The organism is Leifsonia tongyongensis (assembly GCF_010686705.1).
Classification (GTDB): domain Bacteria; phylum Actinomycetota; class Actinomycetes; order Actinomycetales; family Microbacteriaceae; genus Diaminobutyricibacter; species Diaminobutyricibacter tongyongensis.
Genome location: NZ_JAAGWY010000002.1, coordinates 162960 through 181143 on the forward strand (window position 1 = coordinate 162960; position 18184 = coordinate 181143).

17 protein-coding genes are annotated in these 18184 nt (G+C 67.6%); 8 read left to right on the forward strand and 9 right to left on the reverse strand.

The window, feature by feature from the left end; translation table 11 throughout:
- Positions 1-3: 3 nt before the first annotated feature.
- On the reverse strand, positions 4-882 hold the full coding sequence (locus tag G3T36_RS08745) for an FAD binding domain-containing protein (protein WP_163289397.1): 879 nt from the start codon (positions 880-882) through the stop codon (positions 4-6).
- A 116-nt stretch (positions 883-998) separates the two neighbouring features.
- On the opposite strand from G3T36_RS08745, the gene G3T36_RS08750 reads away from it, so the two are divergent.
- Both G3T36_RS08750 and moaA read left to right on the forward strand, forming a co-directional pair.
- Complete coding sequence (locus G3T36_RS08750; protein WP_163290256.1) at positions 999-1964, forward strand: LysR family transcriptional regulator; 966 nt, start codon at positions 999-1001, stop codon at positions 1962-1964.
- Positions 1965-2025: 61 nt separating this feature from the next.
- Positions 2026-3093: a GTP 3',8-cyclase MoaA gene (gene moaA, locus G3T36_RS08755; RefSeq protein WP_163289399.1), complete on the forward strand. Its 1068-nt coding sequence runs from the start codon at positions 2026-2028 to the stop codon at positions 3091-3093.
- A 93-nt stretch (positions 3094-3186) separates the two neighbouring features.
- On the opposite strand, the gene sufU is transcribed toward moaA, so the two are convergent.
- Positions 3187-3672 carry a Fe-S cluster assembly sulfur transfer protein SufU gene (sufU, locus tag G3T36_RS08760; RefSeq protein ID WP_420811039.1) on the reverse strand — a complete coding sequence of 162 codons (486 nt, stop codon included), beginning with the start codon at positions 3670-3672 and terminating at the stop codon, positions 3187-3189.
- The gene (locus G3T36_RS08765) at positions 3669-4970 is read right to left on the reverse strand and encodes an aminotransferase class V-fold PLP-dependent enzyme (RefSeq protein ID WP_163289411.1); all 1302 of its coding nucleotides are present in this window, start codon (positions 4968-4970) and stop codon (positions 3669-3671) included. Before G3T36_RS08765 ends, sufU begins: the two co-directional genes overlap by 4 nt.
- A 197-nt stretch (positions 4971-5167) precedes the next feature.
- Between G3T36_RS08765 and G3T36_RS08770 the strand changes: the two genes are divergently transcribed.
- The 3 genes from G3T36_RS08770 (at position 5168) to G3T36_RS08780 (ending at position 10793) form a co-directional block, all read left to right on the forward strand.
- Complete coding sequence (locus G3T36_RS08770) at positions 5168-5464, forward strand: putative quinol monooxygenase (protein WP_163289413.1); 297 nt, start codon at positions 5168-5170, stop codon at positions 5462-5464.
- A gap of 89 nt (positions 5465-5553) precedes the next feature.
- Positions 5554-8163: a transglycosylase domain-containing protein gene (locus G3T36_RS08775; RefSeq protein ID WP_338031521.1), complete on the forward strand. Its 2610-nt coding sequence runs from the start codon at positions 5554-5556 to the stop codon at positions 8161-8163.
- Between the two features lie 71 nt (positions 8164-8234).
- On the forward strand, positions 8235-10793 hold the full coding sequence (locus G3T36_RS08780; RefSeq protein ID WP_163289417.1) for an AAA family ATPase: 2559 nt from the start codon (positions 8235-8237) through the stop codon (positions 10791-10793).
- Between the two features lie 73 nt (positions 10794-10866).
- On the opposite strand, the gene G3T36_RS08785 is transcribed toward G3T36_RS08780, so the two are convergent.
- Both G3T36_RS08785 and G3T36_RS08790 read right to left on the reverse strand, forming a co-directional pair.
- Positions 10867-11277: an SHOCT domain-containing protein gene (locus G3T36_RS08785; protein ID WP_338031522.1), complete on the reverse strand. Its 411-nt coding sequence runs from the start codon at positions 11275-11277 to the stop codon at positions 10867-10869.
- Positions 11278-11363: 86 nt separating this feature from the next.
- Positions 11364-11549, reverse strand: coding sequence for a hypothetical protein (locus tag G3T36_RS08790; protein ID WP_163289419.1), 186 nt, complete (start codon positions 11547-11549; stop codon positions 11364-11366).
- Positions 11550-11660: 111 nt separating this feature from the next.
- Between G3T36_RS08790 and G3T36_RS08795 the strand changes: the two genes are divergently transcribed.
- The 3 genes from G3T36_RS08795 to G3T36_RS08805 all read left to right on the forward strand — a co-directional run bounded on the left by G3T36_RS08795 (position 11661) and on the right by G3T36_RS08805 (position 15020).
- Positions 11661-12197: an alternate-type signal peptide domain-containing protein gene (locus tag G3T36_RS08795; RefSeq protein ID WP_163289421.1), complete on the forward strand. Its 537-nt coding sequence runs from the start codon at positions 11661-11663 to the stop codon at positions 12195-12197.
- Between the two features lie 15 nt (positions 12198-12212).
- Entirely contained in the window at positions 12213-13787 is a 1575-nt protein-coding gene (locus G3T36_RS08800) for a hypothetical protein (protein ID WP_163289423.1), read from the forward strand.
- Positions 13788-14486: 699 nt separating this feature from the next.
- Positions 14487-15020, forward strand: coding sequence for a signal peptidase I (locus G3T36_RS08805; protein WP_163289425.1), 534 nt, complete (start codon positions 14487-14489; stop codon positions 15018-15020).
- On the opposite strand, the gene G3T36_RS08810 is transcribed toward G3T36_RS08805, so the two are convergent.
- Genes G3T36_RS08810 through G3T36_RS08825 form a run of 4 tightly spaced genes read right to left on the reverse strand, consistent with a single transcriptional unit; the run spans position 14992 to position 18179 of the window.
- On the reverse strand, positions 14992-15273 hold the full coding sequence (locus G3T36_RS08810) for a hypothetical protein (RefSeq protein WP_163289427.1): 282 nt from the start codon (positions 15271-15273) through the stop codon (positions 14992-14994). The two genes, G3T36_RS08805 and G3T36_RS08810, sit on opposite strands and share 29 nt — an antisense overlap.
- Before the next feature lie 43 nt (positions 15274-15316).
- Positions 15317-16129 (reverse strand): ABC transporter permease, encoded by an 813-nt coding sequence (locus G3T36_RS08815; protein ID WP_163289429.1) that lies wholly within the window; start codon positions 16127-16129, stop codon positions 15317-15319.
- Positions 16129-17001: an ABC transporter permease gene (locus G3T36_RS08820; protein ID WP_338031523.1), complete on the reverse strand. Its 873-nt coding sequence runs from the start codon at positions 16999-17001 to the stop codon at positions 16129-16131. Before G3T36_RS08820 ends, G3T36_RS08815 begins: the two co-directional genes overlap by 1 nt.
- Positions 16980-18179, reverse strand: a complete 1200-nt coding sequence (locus G3T36_RS08825; RefSeq protein WP_205245044.1) for an ABC transporter substrate-binding protein — start codon at positions 18177-18179, stop codon at positions 16980-16982. Before G3T36_RS08825 ends, G3T36_RS08820 begins: the two co-directional genes overlap by 22 nt.
- Between the last annotated feature and the right edge of the window lie 5 nt (positions 18180-18184).

Sequence of the window (18184 nt, forward strand, 5' to 3'; positions counted from 1 at the left end):
GGTTCAGCCTTCCTGTGAGCCGGCAGCGCGTGCGCATGCACGCCGCAGTGCCCGGCGGGTGAGTTCGTCGGCGAGATGCCGCTTGTAGTCGACCGGCCCGCGCTGGTCGGCGACCGGGTCGCACGCTTCGGCGGCCAGCGCGCCCGCCTCGGCGAAGAGGTCCTCGCCCGGTGGTCTGCCGGCGACGAGGTCGTCGATGCCCGGAACCGTCCCGTCGAGGTTGACGGCCGTGACGCCCACTGCGGCATCCGCGATCGTTCCGTCGGATGCGAGCGTGGCCGCAGCCCCCGCCGCGACGACAGCCCAGTCGCCCACGCGCCGCTCCACCTTCTCGTAGGCGCTCGACGTCCGCGCCCTCAGCGGGAAGCGGAGCTCGCAGAGCAGTTCGTTCGGAGCCAGCGCCGTCTCGTACGGCCCGACATGGAACTCCTCCATGGTCAGGGTCCGTTCCCCACCCGGGCCGCGGGCCACCGCGATCGCCCCGAGCACATCGCAGACCGTGGACAGGTCTTCGGCCGGGTCCGCCTGGCAGAGCGAGCCGCCGATGGTGCCGCGGTTGCGGACGACGGGATCGGCGATGACATGTTCGGCGTCGGTGATGATCGGAAGCAGCCGGGCGATGTCGGCCGAGTCGAGCAGGGCGGCGTGCCGGGTGAGGGCGCCGACACGGACCTGGTCGTCCTCGACGGTGATGAAATCGAGTTCGTACAGGTTGTTGATGTCGATGAGCCACTCGGGCCTGGCGAGCCGGAGCTTCATCATCGGCAGCAGGCTGTGGCCGCCTGCGATGACCCGCGATTCGGGTCCGTGGCGCTCGAGCAGGGCGATGGCGTCGTCGACGCCTGTTGCGCGGGCGTAATCGAATGGAGCCGGGATTTGCACAATGCACTCCTTCGGAGGGCCGCACGACGGTGTGCGGCACCCGTTGGGGAAAGTGTTGCTCCGTGGATTCGCGAGTGTCAATATCGACTTAAGCGAAAGGTTATGACGCCTTGTCGATGACGCTTACCCAGCTCAGGGCCTTCGCACTGGTGGCACGGCTCGGCTCTTTGCGCGCCGCGGCGCTGGAACTCGGCATCAGCGAACCGGCGGTCTCGTCCGCGTTGGCCGCGCTCCGCCTGGACCTCGGCGATGCCCTGTTCGTCCGTTCGGGTGGCGGGATCGCGCTCACCCCGGGCGGGCGGATGCTCGCCGACCACGCGCAGGAGATCGTCGGTCTCGCCGACAAGGCCCGGTGGGATGTCGCCCACGCCGAAGCGGCCAGGCCGGAGCTGCGGGTGCTGGCGACGGCCGCCTTCGCCGAACACGCCGCAGGCAGGCTGTTCGATGTCTTCACCAAGTGGGTGCCGGCGGCATCCGTCGATGTCGTCGTCGAATCGGCAGCGGATGTGGCCGCGCTGCTCACGGACCGCGCCTACGACATCGCGCTCGGCGCCCGACCCTCGAAAGCGGACGAGGCGACGATGGAGGTCGTGCCGTTCCTGCGCTACCAGCGCGTCCTCGTCGCGGCACGGTCGCACCGCCTCAGCTCGCTGACAGGCCCCATCCCGCTCCCGCAACTGCTCGCCCCGCAGTGGTTCGCCGGGTCGGCCGGTATCGAGGAGCAGACCGAGGAGGGCCGCTGGCTCTCGCACCTGGCCGGCGTTCCCCGGATCGTCAGGCTGACGAGCGAGACGGATGCGCTGGCCGCCGTCCGCGCAGGCGAGGGGATCATGCTCGCCCTCGCGCATGCTGTCGCCGGGGAGCTGGAGAGCGGCTCGCTTGTGCGTCTGCCGGTCGCGGGCACACCTGTCGGGGGGCTCTGGTGGGCGACGATCCTCGATCGCGGGCGGGCCGGCATCACGGCGCGCATCCTGCAGCGGTTCGTCACCACCGCCGAAGCGACCGCGGCCATGGTGGCACCGGGCGGATCGCGTGGGCTCTCCGGCCGCGGATCGAAGGTCCACGTCGCCCTGTGGACCTGATCGCGCTGTGGACTTGATCCACGGCTTGGGTGGCGCGCCACGGAGGACGTACAGTGACAGCATGACCCTGGTGAGTGTGGGCATCCCGCGCATCCGGCGCGATCCGGCGCAGATGCCGAGCCTTGCCGATCGACCGGACGTCCCCGGCCTCGTGGACCGGTTCGGCCGCGTCGCGCGTGACCTCCGCATCTCGGTCACGGAGAAGTGCTCGCTGCGCTGCACCTACTGCATGCCGGAGGCCGGCCTTCCGCCGATCGCGCGCGACGACCTCTTGACGCCGGTGGAGATCGCGCGGCTCGTGGGCATCGGCGTGCGCGACCTCGGCATCCGCGAGGTCCGTTTCACCGGTGGCGAACCGCTGATGCGCGTGGACCTCGACGAGATCATCGGGCTCAGCGCTGCGGTCGCACCAGGCATCGACCTGTCGATCACGACGAATGCCGTCGGCCTCGAGCACCGGGTCGCCCGTCTCGTGGCAGCCGGTCTCACCCGCATCAACATCTCGCTGGACACCGTCGACCGCAAGCATTTCGCGGAGCTCACCCGGCGCGACAGGCTCGACTCGGTGTTCGCGGGGATCCGCGCGGCGCACGCGGCCGGTCTGACCCCGCTCAAGCTCAACGCGGTGATGATGCGGTCGACCCTCGACGACGCGCCCGACCTGCTGGAGTGGGCGATCGCCAACGGATGCCGGCTGCGGTTCATCGAACAGATGCCGCTCGACGCCGACCACACCTGGACGCGCGACAACCTCGTGACGGCGGCCGAGCTCCTGGAGAAGCTGGGCGAGCGGTTCGCGCTGGACGAGATCGGTCGCGACGACCCGTCGGCGCCGGCCGAGGAGTGGACGGTGGACGGCGGCCCGCACACGGTCGGCATCATCGCGTCGGTCACCCGGCCGTTCTGCGAGAACTGCGACCGCACCAGGATCACGGCCGAGGGCACGGTCCGTTCGTGCCTGTTCGGCGACGACGAGACCGACCTGCGGCCGCTGTTGCGGGGGAGCGCCACCGACGACGAGATCGCGCAGTGGTGGCGCGGCGCGATGTGGGGAAAGCAGGCGGGCCACGGGATCGACGCGGCCGACTTCATCCCACCCGAGCGCAGCATGGGCGCGATCGGCGGCTGACCCGCCGCCCACCTTGTGCATCGAGTCGGCGGTAACTCACCTCATCCGCCGGTTTTGAGGTGAGTTACCGCCGACTCGACGCGGCTGTAGGGCTCAGGCGCGAGTGAGGGCGTCCTCGAGCGCGACCCAGGGGAGCATCGCGCACTTGATCCGCGCGACGTAGCGGGATGCGCCGGCCAGTACGACGGCGTCGCCGAGCAGCTCCTCGTCGCCCTCGACCGTGCCCTTCGACTGCATCATCGTGCGGAACGCGTCGATCCGCGCGTTCACCGCGTCGCGCTCGAGGTCGTGGATGACGTCGGAGAGAAGGGATGCGGACGCCTGCGAGATCGCGCAGCCGTGGCCCTCCCAGCTCACGGCTTCGATCCGCCGGCCCGACGCATCCACTCGCACGCGAAGCGTGACCTCGTCGCCGCAGGTCGGGTTGATCTGGTGGGATTCGGCGCCCGACGGCTCGGTGAGCCCGTAGCCGTGCGGTCGGCGTGCGTGATCCATGATCACTTCCTGGTAGAGGTTGCGCAGGGACATGCCGTCCCCGCCGTCCACGCCGTGAGAGCTCGCCGCGCCGTGGTCGTTCATCGCCCGAGTCCGAAGAACGGGCGCACGTCGGCGACGGCATTCAGGAAGGCGTCGACCTCATCCGGTGTCGAATACAGGTAGGCGCTCGCCCGGGTCGTGGCAGTGATGCCGTACCGGCGGTGGAGCGGCTGCGCGCAGTGGTGACCCACCCGCACTGCGATCCCCAGTTCGTCGAGGTACTGACCGACGTCGTGGGCGTGCACGTCGTCGACGACGAAACTCGCGAGACCGGCGCGGTCCTCGCCGGGACCGGGGCCGAGAACGCGGATGCCCGGGATGTCCGCGAGCCCCGTGACGAGCCGCTGCCCGAGCGAGAACTCCCAGTCGTGGATGCGCTCCAGACCGACAGCGTCGAGGTAGCCGACCGCCGCGGCCAGGCCGATCGCCTGGGAGACCCGCTGCGTCCCCGCCTCGAACCGCTGCGGCGCCGGCAGGTACTCGGCGTGGTCGAGGGTCACCGTGGTGATCATCGAGCCGCCGGTGAGGAACGGGGGGAGGGCGTCGAGGAGTTCGGCTCGCCCGTAGAGGACGCCGACACCCGTAGGGCCGAGCATCTTGTGGCCCGAGAAAGCCGCGAAGTCGACGTCGAGGGCGCGGAGGTCGAGCGGGCGATGCGGTGCGGACTGGCAGGCGTCGAGAACGACGAGAGCGCCCGCCGCGTGTGCGAGAGCCGTCAGCCTCTCGACGGGGTTCACCGTGCCGAGAACATTCGAGACGTGCGTGAAGCAGACCAGCCGGGTTCGATCGCCGATGACGTTCGCGGCCTCGGCGAGGTCGAGCGCGCCATCGTCGGTCAGGGGGATCACGCGGAGCGACGCCCCGGTGCGGGCCGCGAGTTCCTGCCACGGGACCAGGTTGGCGTGGTGCTCCATCTCGGTCACCACGATCTCGTCACCGGCGCCGAGCCGGAACCGCTCGGCTGCCTCGCCGCCCCGTCCGGCGCTCGCGTTCGACATCGCGTAGGCGACCAGGTTCAGCCCTTCCGTCGCGTTCGACGTCCAGACGATCTCGTCGTGATCGACGCCGACGAACGATGCGACCGTCGTGCGTGCGTTCTCGAACAGGTCGGTGGCCTCGGCGGCGAGCGTGTGCGCCCCGCGATGAACGGCGGAGTTGTAGTGGAGCGCGAAGTCGACCTCGGCATCGATCACCGCACGCGGGCGCTGCGACGTCGCGCCGGAGTCGAGGTAGGCGAGCGGATGCCCGTTCACCCGCTCCCGGAGGATCGGGAAGTCGTCGCGCAGGCGTTCGACGTCGTCGATCGTCAGCGCGCGCGTCGTCGGGTCGGCAAGTGTCATCGCAGTGCAGTCCTGTTCGTGTGGGGCGCGGCGCCGGTCACCGGTCTGGTCACAGCGCCGCTGTCCGCTCTCCAAGGCTACGCCGCCGAACAGCGCGATGGGTCGGCTGTGACATTGTTGCGAGCCTGCACCAGAGCTGCCCCGACGGCGTACATTCGGGAATCGGAGCCGAACTCGACATCGGACGGAGAAACACCATGACCGTGAAACTGGGAATCCTGGCGCTGCTGCAGGCCAAGCCGGGCAAGGGGGACGAGCTCGGCGCCTTCCTCGAGGGCGGCAGATCCATCGCCGCGGGTGAGGACGGCACCATCACCTGGTACGCCTTCAAGGTGAGCGATACCACGTACGGCATCTTCGACACCTTCGAGACCGAGGATGCGCGCCAGGCGCACCTGAACGGCGAGATCCCGAAGGCGCTCGGGCAGGTGGCGCCCGACCTTCTCGCGGCCGACCCGGACATCCGCACCATCGAGATCCTCGCCGTGAAATAGGTGCATCCACCGTCTCCTGATGAGGGTTCGGACAGGGTTCACACCAACCTGTCAGGCAAATGCACGTAAACCAGTGGGACGGTGGGACGGTGGACATACCCCCGCTCTCTTTCCCGCGCGACCGCATGGCCGACCTCAGGAGACGGCTGGAACCTCTGCGGCACTATGAGATCACGCCCGCGAAAACCCGTCTCGGCGTCTTCGCACAGATCGGCGTCGCCTGCCTGATGGCCGCCGTGCTCGTCGCGGCCGTCATGCTTCCCGGGCTCCTCGGCGTGGGAGCCGCGGCGTCTGCCGGGATCAACGGTTTCAACGAGTTGCCCTCGAGCCTGAAGATCGCGCCGTTCGCCCAGAATTCCGCCATCTACGCCAAGAAGGGCGGAGTCGAGGTTCCGATCGCGTCCTTCTACGCGCAGGACCGGGTGAACGTCACGTGGAATGCGGTCGCGCAGACCGTCAAGGATGCGACGATCGCGGCCGAAGACCCGCGCTTCTATGCGGAGGGCGCCGTCGACATCCTGGGAACCGTGCGCGGAGCGCTCTCGACCGTCGCCGGCGGATCGGTTCAGGGTGGATCGTCGATCACCCAGCAGTATGTGAAGAACGTCGAGGTGCAGCAGTGCGACGCACTCACCGACGCGAAGGCGGTGCAGGCGTGCTACCAGAGCGCGGCCGGAGTCACCCTGCAGCGCAAAGTGCAGGAGATGCGGTACGCGGTCGGGCTCGAGAAGGTGTACAGCAAGAACCAGATCCTGATGGGCTACCTCAACGTCGTCGGGTTCGGCGGGCAGATCTACGGAATCGAGAGCGCCGCTCACTACTACTTCGGCATCTCGGCCTCGCAGCTGAGCCTGGTTCAGGCGGCGACCCTGGTGGCCATCCTGAACAACCCCTCGAACCTGCGGATCGACCAGCCGAAGAACGCGGCCAACGGTGCCGCCAACGGCTACAAACTGACGAAGGAACGCCGCGACTACGTCCTCGACCGCATGTACGTGAACCACAAGATCACGGCGGCGGAGCGGACAGCCGCAAAAGCCACCCCGGTGAAGCCCACGATCACGCCCACGACCTCGGGGTGCGCCACCGCCGCGCAGTACAACGCAGCCTTCTTCTGCGACTACGTGCGCGACGTCGTGCTCAACGACCCGGCTTTCGGCGCCACGTCGGCCGACCGCTGGGGCACGCTCAACCGCGGTGGGCTGAAGATCTACACCACCCTGAACCTCGACCTCCAGGCCGTCGCCCAGAAGTCGCTCAGTTCCTACATCCCCGCGTCGGCCCAGGGCATCGACCTCGGGGCGTCGAACGTCTCGACCGAGACGGGTACGGGTCGCATCCTCACGATGGTCGAGAACCGATCCTTCAACAACACGGACCAGGCCGTCCCGGGCACGACGGCCGTCAACTACAACACCGATGAGGCGTACGGCGGATCGCAGGGATTCCAGACCGGTTCGACGTTCAAGGCCTTCGACCTCGCCGCCTGGCTCCAGGCAGGGCACAGTCTCTACGAGAGCATCGACGCGACGCACTACGACTTCCCGACCTCCGACTTCACCAACACGTGCGCCAATATCGCGGGGCCGGACTGGCAGGTGTCCAACGACGAGGGCTCGGCCGGTTACCTGTCCGTCATGTCGGCCACCGCCCAGTCGGTGAACACGGCGTTCGCGATGATGGCTACGAAGATCGACCTGTGCTCGATCCTGAATGCGGCCAAGGGGCTGGATGTGCATCCCGCGTCCCCGAACAATCCCCTGAACTCCTTCCCGTCCATGGTGCTCGGCACCAACTACCTCTCCCCCCTCACGATGGCGACCGCGTACGCCGGCATCGCCAACGGTGGCGTGGTCTGCACACCCGTCGCCATCGACCGGGTGATCAACGCGGACGGCTCCGCCCGTGCAGTCACCCCGTCGAAGTGCACCCAGGGCATCGCACCGAACATCGCAGCCGGCGTCAGCTACGCCCTGGAGGGCGTCCTGCGCGGGGGCGGGACCGCCGCGAGTGCGAACCCGGGCGACGGCGTCCCGATCATGGGCAAGACGGGCACCACCGACAACTCCCTCCAGAACTGGCTCGTCACCTCGACCAGCAAGGTGTCGACGGCGACCTGGGTGGGCAACGTCTCCGGCTCGACCCCGCTGCGCAGCCTGAACTTCAACGGTGTCGGCGGCGGCAACGTCAAATTCGAGATCGCACGACCGATCCTGCAGGCGATCAACGCGGCCTACGGCGGCGCTCCGTTCACGCAGCCGTCGGATGCGCAGCTCTACGGCACGCAGGTCACGGTTCCGGATGTCTCGGGCCAGACCCCGCAGGCGGCCCAGTCGGAGCTGCAGAACCTCGGTCTCACCGTGACGATCGACCCGAATCAGGTGGACAGCTCGCAGCCCGCCGGGCAGGTGGATTCGACGAACCCGAGCGCCGGCAGCCGGGTCAGCAGCGGGGACTCGATCACGATCGAGGTGAGCAACGGCAGCGGCGCGCAGACGGCGACGCCGGGGACGATCCCGACCGGGCTGGTCGGCCAGTCCGTCGCGAACGCCCAGTCTGCGCTGGCGGCGGCCGGTTTCACGAACGTGACCGTCAAGGGAGCGGGCCGCAACGATCCGAACGCGATCGTGACTTCCGTCAACCCCGGCGAGGGCTCCCAGGCCCCTACGGACACGCCTGTGAAACTGTCCACGGGCTAGGGGAATATCCCGGGGTCTCCGTTGTTGAACTTGAGCGTACACGACTCAACTTTCAAGAAACAGGAGATCTCGTGCCCGACAACTTCACTCCCGAGGGCGACGCCGGCAACTCGTTCGACGAGTTCCTCGCGCGTTATCTCGCGGGTGAGCGCGCTCGTTCATCGCGCTCGATCGACATCAGCCGCTTCCTCAGCCGCCGTACCCAGGAGGTCCTGGCGGAGGCCGGCCGGTTCGCGCTCGAACACGGCCACCGCGAGCTGGACTCACTTCACATCCTCCGCGTGATGGTCGACCAGGAGCCCGCCGCCGACGCGATGCGCCGGATCGGCGTCGACCCCGCCGCGGTCGCCGCGGCAGCCGAGCAGCGGCTCCCGCAGAGCGGCAACCTCGTCGACGCGGACTCCGCATCGATCACGCCCTCAGCGCAGCGTGCGCTGTTCCACGCGTACCAGGTCGCCCGTGCATCCGGTGCCACCTACATCGACCCCGAGCACCTCTTCTTCGCGCTCGTCATCGTGCAGGATTCGCCTGCCGGGCAGGTGCTGCAGGCGGCCGGCGTGACCCCGGACGCGCTGACGTCGGCGATGCGCCAGACCACGAGCGTCGGCCCCGACGGGGCTCCGGTGCCCGAGGGCGCCGAGGCGTCCGCCACCCCGATGCTCGACCAGTTCGGCACCGACCTGACGGCGCTCGCCCGCGAGGGCAGGCTGGACCCGGTCATCGGCCGCCTCGACGAGATCGAGCAGACCGTCGAGATCCTGTCCCGGCGCACCAAGAACAACCCGGTGCTCGTCGGTGAGGCGGGCGTCGGCAAGACCGCCATCGTCGAAGGACTCGCGCAGGCCGTCGTCGACGGCGCCGTGCCCGAGCAGCTGCGCAGCAAGCGCGTGGTCTCGCTCGACCTGGCCGGGATGGTCGCAGGCACCCGCTACCGTGGCGACTTCGAAGAGCGCCTCACCAAGCTGATGGACGAGATCAGCGCAGGCCGCGACGAGCTCATCGTCTTCATCGACGAGCTCCACACGGTGGTCGGCGCGGGCGGATCCGGTGAGAGCGGCGGCATGGACGCCGGCAACATCCTGAAGCCCCGGCTCGCCCGCGGCGACCTGCACATGGTCGGCGCGACGACGCTCAAGGAGTACCGCCGCATCGAGAAGGACCCCGCCCTCGAGCGCCGGTTCCAGCCGGTGACGGTCGGCGAGCCCAGCATCGAAGACGCTGTGCTCATCCTCGCTGGCCTGCGCAAGGTCTACGAAGAGCACCACGGTGTCAGCTACACCGACGACGCGATCCGCTCCGCCGTCGAGCTGTCCGCCCGGTACGTCTCCGACCGTTTCCTGCCCGACAAGGCCATCGACCTGATCGACCAGGCCGGCGCGCGACTGCGACTGTCTCTCGGCAAGCGGGTCGACGCATCCGCCCTCCTCGAGCGTCTTGCGAACCTGGAGGCCGAGAAGAACTCGGCCGTCTCGGCGGAGCACTACGAGGACGCGTCGCGCCTGCGTGACGAGATCGAGGCCGTCCAGGCCGAGCTCGACACGATGAGCACGAAGCCGCAGGCGGAAGCCGTGGTGGGCGAGCCCGAGATCGCCGCGGTTATCTCGCGTGCGACCGGCATCCCGGTCAGCCGCATCGGCGAAGCCGACCGCGAGCGTCTCGCGCGCCTCGAGACGGAACTGCACCGGCGGGTCGTCGGCCAGGACGACGCGGTCGTCGCGGTCTCCAAGGCCGTGCGCCGCAACCGCACCGGGATGGGCGACCAGCGTCGACCGGTCGGCAGCTTCCTGTTCCTCGGCCCCACCGGCGTCGGCAAGACCGAGCTGGCGAAGGCCCTGGCGGCGTCGCTGTTCGGCGATGAGAAGGCCATGCTGCGCTTCGACATGAGCGAGTTCGGCGAGCGTCACACCGTCGCACGCCTGGTTGGTGCCCCTCCCGGATACGTCGGCTACGACGAGGCCGGCCAGCTCACCGAACGCGTGCGGCGCAACCCGTACTCGGTGCTGCTGTTCGACGAGATCGAGAAGGCGCACCCCGACGTGTTCAACCTGCTGCTGCAGGTGCTCGACGACGGACGCCTCACCGACGGCCAGGGCCGCACGGTCGACTTCCGCAACACGGTCGTCATCATGACCTCGAACCTCGGTTCGGAGTTCCTCGCGTCGAGGAGCGGTGCGCTCGGATTCGTGCCCGTGGGCGCATCCGGTGACGCCAGCGGCTTCGCGTCCGAGAAGGACCTGCGCGACCGCGTCATGGGCAAGCTCCGTGAGGCGATGCGGCCCGAGTTCCTGAACCGTATCGACGAGATCGTGCTGTTCCGGAAGCTCGACAAGGCTCAACTGCGCGACATCGTGCGCCTGCTGCTCGCAGCGACGGCCGCCCGGCTCGGGCAGCGCGACGTCGAGCTGGACGCGACGGATGCCGCGGTCGAGTGGATCGCCGACAACGGCTACGAGCCCGAGTACGGCGCTCGCCCGCTGCGGAGGCTCATCCAGCGCGAGCTCGACGACCGCGTCGCGGACCTGCTGGTCAGCGGCGAACTGGTCGACGGCGGAACGGTGCGCGTGGACGCCCGCGACGGCGACCTGATCGTCGCCGCAGCGGCCCCTGCCGGTCTCGCCGCAGCAGCCTAGTAGGCGCGCAAGCACAGCAATCGTGGGGGAAAGAAGCGATTCTTTCCCCCACTTTTTCTGTGCTCGCTGCGCGTCAGGCGGTGGGGGCGGCTGCGGCGGGGGATCCCGAGAGGGCTTTGGCCTTGAGGGCGTCGAACTCGGGCTGGGTGATCGTGCCGGAGTCGAGAAGCGCCTTGGCCTTCGCGATGTCGTCGGCCGGCGATGACGGCGTGGCCGCGACCGAGCGGATGTACGAATTGGCGTCGGCTTGGGCGGCTTCGGCTGCTGCCCGCTGGCGTTCGGCCATCCCGCGCCCGCGCGCGATCAGGTAGACGAGTGCCGTGAGGAACGGCAGGAACACCAGGAAGATCACCCACACCGCCTTCCACCAGCCGTTCAGCTTGTGGTCGCGGAAGAGGTCTCCGATGATCGAGAACAGGATCATCAGGTAGGCGATGAAGACGAATGTCCAGAAGAAGAACGAAACGAAGTCCCAGAAGTTCACGAGAGTTGACCTTTCAGACGGCGCGGCCCTGACGGGAGCGTCAGTCGCTCGAATGTAACGGCGTCGCGCTGGCGGGTGCATCACCCTCATCGGGTGATGTCACTTCTGCGGATCCTCCGGCGGCGACGCCACACGGTGCCTGCTGCGAGCATGAATCCACCTGCGAGCGCCAGCAGTGCGGCAATGGATGCGGCCTGGCCGATGTGGAGACCCGTGTGCGCGAGTCCGCCGACCACGGTGGTCGCTGTCGAGGGGCTCGAGGTGATGGGCACGCCCGGCCGCCGTACCGGGGGAAAGGAATCCTCCGCACCCCGCGCGTTATCTGCGTCCGCAGAGTGTGTCTGACAGTCAGGCGGGACAGCCCGCACGAATGGAGAGTCACAATGAAGAAACCAATGATGGGTCTCGTTGCAGCGGGGTCCGGTCTCATCCTGCTGATCGGAACATCCGGCTCCCTGGCGCTCTGGAACGACGCTGCGACGATCGACGCCGGCAACGTCGCCTCCGGTGTGCTGACCGTTGTCGCGACCGGGGGCAGTTGGTCACAGCAGCTCCAGCACTGGGTGCCCGGCGATTCGGAGACCTACACCGCCCAGGTGTCGGTCGTTGCGCAAGGCGACAATCTGAAGTCGCAGGTGACGATCGATCCGTCGTCGATCACCGGTGACCCCCAACTATTGGGAGCCTTGCAGATCACACTCAGTTTCGGCGCGGCGACCGGTGGCAGCTTCACTCCCGTCGCCGGCCAGCCGAACGTGTACGACGTCGTGCCGACCGACCCCAATTCAGCCACGCCGATTGTGGCACCCGTGACCGTGACGGTCGACTTCCCTGCCGATTCCGTCACAGGCACGGAAGCCCAGGGCGAGACCGTACAGCTCGGCGGGATGCAGTTCGTGCTTCAGCAGATCGCCTCCTGAAATTCCGGCACACCAGTGATTCGTCTGCCGGGGTCACCGACGCCGAGGAGGGGCCGTGACGGAGCGTCGCTGCCCCTCGGGGGTGCTGTCGCGCGCATCGCGCTGGTCGTCACGGTGATCCTCGGTTCGGTTCTGACTGCGACGCACGGCAGTTTCGCCCTCTGGAACGGGTCTGCCCCGATCAGTGCGACGACGGTTGTCGCCGGAACGCTGACCGCGACGGTCGCGGAAGGGGACGTGGCCTCGTCGACAGGAACAACGGCCCCGTTCACACCATCGACCTGGGCAGGGATGCTGCCGGGCGAATCCCGGCAGGCGGCCTTCACTGTAGCCAACACGGGGACGACCCCATTCGTGCTGGCCGCCTCGCTCGATCCTGTTGCGGCCAGTAGCACAGACGTTCATTTCGCGGTCGGTGTGGGTCCCTGCCCGTCGGACGTCGTTTCCCTCACGCCGATAGCGGGGACCCCCGTGCAGGTCGGGCAGACACAGACTCCTTCTCAGGCCGTCACCTACTGCCTTTCCGTCACCCTCGACCCCGGCATCGCGTCAAGCGCGCAGGGCACGACCGTCCTCGACGGATTCACTCTCTATCTCTCAGCGAATCAGGCTTCGGGAGGCTGGAGTGCCAGCCTGACCGCTACGGGGTCCGTCAGCGCCGGCAGCCTTTCTGTGGGGACGGGAGGCCCGCTTCCGGCACTGACCTTCACCAACTCCTCCCTCTCGTCCACCGCCTCCGTGACGATTTCGAACTCGACCGCGGCCGGGGCCACCGCACCATCTGCGGACCTGGCGGTGACCTTCACGGGCTCATCGGGCCCGTTGGCGGGGGTGACGAATCTGGTCGTCTGGTCGGCTCCGGATTCGTCGGGATGCGCTGACACGTCGACTCCGGGTCCCGATGCGGTCACCGGCGTCTGGGCGAGCGGGGTGACTTCGACGATGTCGTCCGTCCCTGCCGGGTCGACGCGGACCATCTGCGTCCGCAGCACCGTCAACGCCCGTCAGGACGCAGCCTCGTCGTCAGGTTCACTATCCTTCGCCGCCAGTGTTCAGGCACGCCTGACACTCCACAATTTCAGCGCCCAGTCATCGTCGAACTCAACGGTCGGTTCCTCCTCCATCTACCCTTTCTCAACGCTGGGCAACTTCTGGTACACCTTCCGGCCCGCATCCGATCTGTCCAGGTGCCTCGACGTGACCGGTGGGATCAATGCCGCGCCCGGTACCCTACTCGGGACCTGGACGTGCCACACCTCGTTCGATCCCGGCTTCGCGAATCAGTGGTTCACGCTTGCGCCCGCTTCGGGGTCACTCGTCGGGATCCGCAGCGCCGTCAACGCGAACCTTTACGCAACAGCGAACGGCAACGGCACCGTCACCATGGAGGTCAGGAACGATCTGAACCCGTCCCAGAAGTGGGAGCCCCAGCTGATCGGCTCTGGCGTATTCCAGCTCGTGAACGATCCGACCGGGCTGTGCCTGGCGGCCGTAGTCACGCCCGGCCCTCTGGCGCTCGCAACCTGCAATGGATCAACGAGTCAGATGTTCGCCGCAACTCAACTCACCGTCCCGCCCCCGACGGGTTAGGGGAGTGACCATGAGCTTGCTTGCGCTCCTGACTGTATTGGTCGCCGGTGCAATCGGAGGTCCTCAGCCGACACCTGGGCACACCGGTGCTCCCGCTCCGTCCCCCGCTATCGTGGAGGTCTCCGGGGAGGGATCGGTCTTCGGCACCCCGTACGCAGGACTCTTCGACGGTCGGATTCTCGTACCGGAAGCCGCAGCGACGGATTCCTTCGTCGTACGAAACGAAGGCTCGTCCCCGGGCTACGTGCGTGTCGTCCTGACGACGGTTGTGATTCCCAACCGGGATGTGCTCGATTCCCTGGCTCTTTCCGCAGGAACGTCGGCTCACCCAGGGATATCGCTGCCCGTTTCAGGCGCACGTCCCTGTCTTACTCTCCTGGAAGGTCAACTGATCGAGCCCGGTCAGAGCGTTCGGGTGAACTCCGTCCTGACGCTCGGGAATCTCACGGCCACGCACGGACAGGGCGTCCCGATCCGGTTCCGCCTCGAAGTTCTGCTGTCGGAGCGCGCCGGGCAGAACGCCGTCGGCTGTCCGGTTGCTGAATCGTCACCGCCCGTTCCCGACGGGGACTTGGCGGCGACCGGCCTCACGGGGGTGTGGGGCGCAGGCGCTGTCGGCGCGATGTTGACGGCCGCGGGGGCATCGTTGGCTGTCAGGCTCAATCGGCGGGGGGCCACAGCAGGGAAAGTCCGGCAACGATGACTCGCACCGTTCTCACCGTCGTTGGCACCGCGCTGGCTTCAGGCCTTCTCGCCGTCGTGCTCGCCATCGGGGTGTTTGCCGTTGCGGTGCCGGCTGCCACGGGATCGGCGACGTACACGATCCTCACATCCTCGATGAAGCCGGGCCTTTCCCCGGGCACCTTCGTCGTCGTCCAGCGCCGCAATGCCGAAGACTTGCACGTGGGCGACATCATCACTTACCAGCTGGTCTCCGGGAAACCGGAGGTGGTCACGCATCGGATCGTGAAGGTCATGGTCGATTCGGGTGCATCGCGGACGTTCATCGTCAAGGGGGACAACAACGCCGTCGCCGACGCCGGACCGGTCCAGGCCGCCCAGATCAGAGGCAAGGTCTGGTATGCGATTCCGTATGTGGGGTGGATCGCCTACCTCCGAAGCACCAGTATCGGATTGTTCGCGCTCGCTATCGCCGGCTGGGCACTTGTGCTCTACGGCGTGTGCATGATTCTGCTGACGCTGCTCAGGCGACGAAGACGTTGTGGCGCCTGAGCACCGCATCCCGTTCGCTCTTCAGTGAGCGCAGCGTGTCCTCGTCGAGTCCGGGCTCGATGAGGTCGGTGAACGGGCTGGGCAGGCCGGTCTTCGTGTGGACGGCCTCGGTGTAGGCGTTCACCGCCGCCTGAACGCGCGCCGCGGCCTTCTGCGCTCGCTTGATGGGAACGCGGGGCGCCCCCGTGACCTCGGCGTGCTTCTTCAGCGCCTTGATGAGCTCTTTGAGCGTTGAATCGATCTTCTTGGACACGTGCTCATTGTGGCGCACGCGCGCCGACCTTGGCGAGCGTACGCTAGACGCGGCTCGTGGCGGAGTCGCCCGAGAACCGCTGGGCGAGCCAGACCGGGATCACCGCGACGACGACCAGCACGGCAGCCACGACGTTGATGACGGGCGCCTGGTTCGGGCGGAACAGGTTGCTGAAGATCCACAGCGGCAGGGTCTGGATGGCGGGTCCGGCGGTGAACGTCGTCACGACGATCTCGTCGAAGCTCAGCGCGAACGCGAGGACCGCGCCCGCGATGAGAGCGCCGCGCACGCCCGGGAACGTCACGCGCCAGAAGGTCTGCCAGCCGGACGCACCGAGGTCGGCCGAGGCGTCCTCGAACGACGTCCCCACGCGACGCAGCCGCGCTTGCACGTTGTTGTACACGATGACGATGCAGAACGTCGCGTGACCGATGATCACCGTCGCGAGGCCCAGCGCGACACCGAAGGGCCCGAGCACCTGGACGAACGTCGCGTTGAGGGCGATACCGGTCACGATGCCGGGAAGGGTGATCGGCAGCACGACCAGGAAGCTGATCGTGCTCTTGCCGAAGAACTCGAACCGCTGAACCGCGAACGCGGCCATCGTTCCCAGGAGGAGTGCGATCACCATCGCGCACAGCCCGGCGATCACCGACGTGCCGAGCGCGCTCAGCGCGCCGCTGCTCTGGAAGGCCCGCTGCCACCATTCGAGCGTGAACGAGGTCGGGGGAAAGCCGAACGTGCGCGAACTGTTGAACGAGTTCAGCACGATCAGCGCCAGCGGGATGTACAGGATGGCGAGCCCGATCACCATGCAGATGGTGAGGGTGACGCGCAGCGAGCGTGGCAGTTTCATCAGACGTTCTCCAGGGCACCGGTGCGGCGCATCGCGAACAGGTAGAGCACGATTGCGACGAGCGGGATGAGCGAGAGGGCGGCCGCGAACGGCTGGTTGTTGGCGGTGACGAGCTGGCCGTAGATCAGGTTCGCCAGCAGCTGGGTCTTGCCGCCGACGATCCCGACCGCGATGTAGTCGCCGAGCGTCAGTGAGAACGTGAAGATCGACCCTGCCGCGATCGCCGGGAAAACGAGCGGCAACGCCACCGAACGGATGGTGCGCCAGGTGCTCGCGCCCAGGTCGAAGCTGGCCTCGACCAGGGAGTCCGACACCCGGTCGAAGCCGGCGTACACCGGGATGATCATGTATGGCAGCCAGAGGTAGGCGAGCGTGATGATCGTGGCAGTGAGCCCGTAGCCCGGCGTGTTCCCGCCGGTCACGAACGCGATCGGGCCGTTGGGCGCGAGCAGGATGCGCCAGGCGTACGCCTTCACGAGGTAACTCGCCCACAGCGGGGTGGTCACCGCGACGACGAGGGCGATCCGTCCCCGCGGTGAAGCGACCTTGCTCATGAACAGCGCCATCGGCACCGCGATGACCACGTCGATGACCGTCACCGTGACCGCGACCAGGATGGTCCGCAGGGCCACCTCGCCGAACAGCGGATCGGTGAACAGGCGTGTGATGTTGTCGAGCGTGAACGTGTGGACGACGGCGCCCGTGAAGTCGTCGACCGTCCAGAACGCCGACACCAGCATGACGGCGATCGACCCGAGGTACATCACCACGAGCCAGAGCAGCGGGACGCTGAGGAGCAGCGCCAGCCGTGCCCTGGGCCTCGTGGAGAGGTAGCTGGGTCGCCGTACGGCTAGCCCCTGATCTTCTGCCACGCGTTCACCCAATCGGTGTACGAGGTGCAGTCGGTGCCCTTGCCGTCCACGCAGTCCTTGGTCGGGGTCGTCCAGTACGCGATCTTCTTCGCGTACGCGGCGTCGGTGGCGTGGTACATCGCGCAGAAGTTCGGGTCGGAGGTCTCCGAGCACGCGAGCGTCTGAGCGGGGGCCTCACCGAACCATTCGGCGACCTGGGCGTTGACCTTCGGCGACGTGATCCAGTTCATCCACTGGTACATGCAGTTGGGGTGCTTCGCCTTCGTCGAGACCATCCAGGTGTCCGACCATCCGGTCGCGCCTTCCTTCGGGATGATCGTTTCGACCTTGACCTTCTTGTCGGAGTTGATCAGGTTCGCGATGACCTGCCAGGTGGTGCCGACCACGGAGGTGCCGGACTCGAACGCCTGGACTTCCTTCGTGTAGTCGGACCAGTATTCGCCGATGTTCGTGTTCTGCTGCTTGAGCAGTGCGACGGATGCGGCGAGCTGCTTGGCCGTGAGCGAGTACGGGTCGGTGATGCCCAGCGACGGCTTCGTCGCCTTCAGGTACAGGGCCGCGTCGGCGATGTAGATGGGCGAGTCGTACGCGGTGACCTTGCCCTTGTAGGCGCCGGAGTCGGTGAAGACGGCCGACCAGGAGGTGGGGGCCGGGGTCACGGTCGACGGTGTGTACATGAGCAGGTTGGCGCCCCAGCCGTGCGGGATGCCGTACATCTGGCCGTTGACCGAGTTCCATTTGCCGTTCTTGAGGAAGGGCGAGATCGTGGCGTAGTTCGGGACGAGCTTGGTGTTGACCGGGGCGACGTCGCCCGCGTAGATCAGGCGGAGCGTCGCGTCACCGGATGCGGACACCCCGTCGTACTGCCCGGAGCGCATGAGCTGCACCATGTCGTCGGAGGTCGCGCCGTAGGTGGTGTGGACCTTGCAGCCGGTCTGGGCTTCGAACGGGTGCACCCAGTCGACCGTCTTGTCGTTGGAGCCGTCCTCGGCGTAGCCCGCCCAGGCGATCAGGTTGAGCTGGCCTTCGCCGGTGCCGACGGAGGACTGCATCTTCTCCTTCGGCGGCTGGGCGCGAGTGCCCGTCGTGGTGGTTCCGGCCGAACATCCGGACAGGAGCATGGTAGCGGCGAGCAGTACTGCCGCTCCGGCGCTCGCTGTGCGAAACATCGTCTTCATTGATG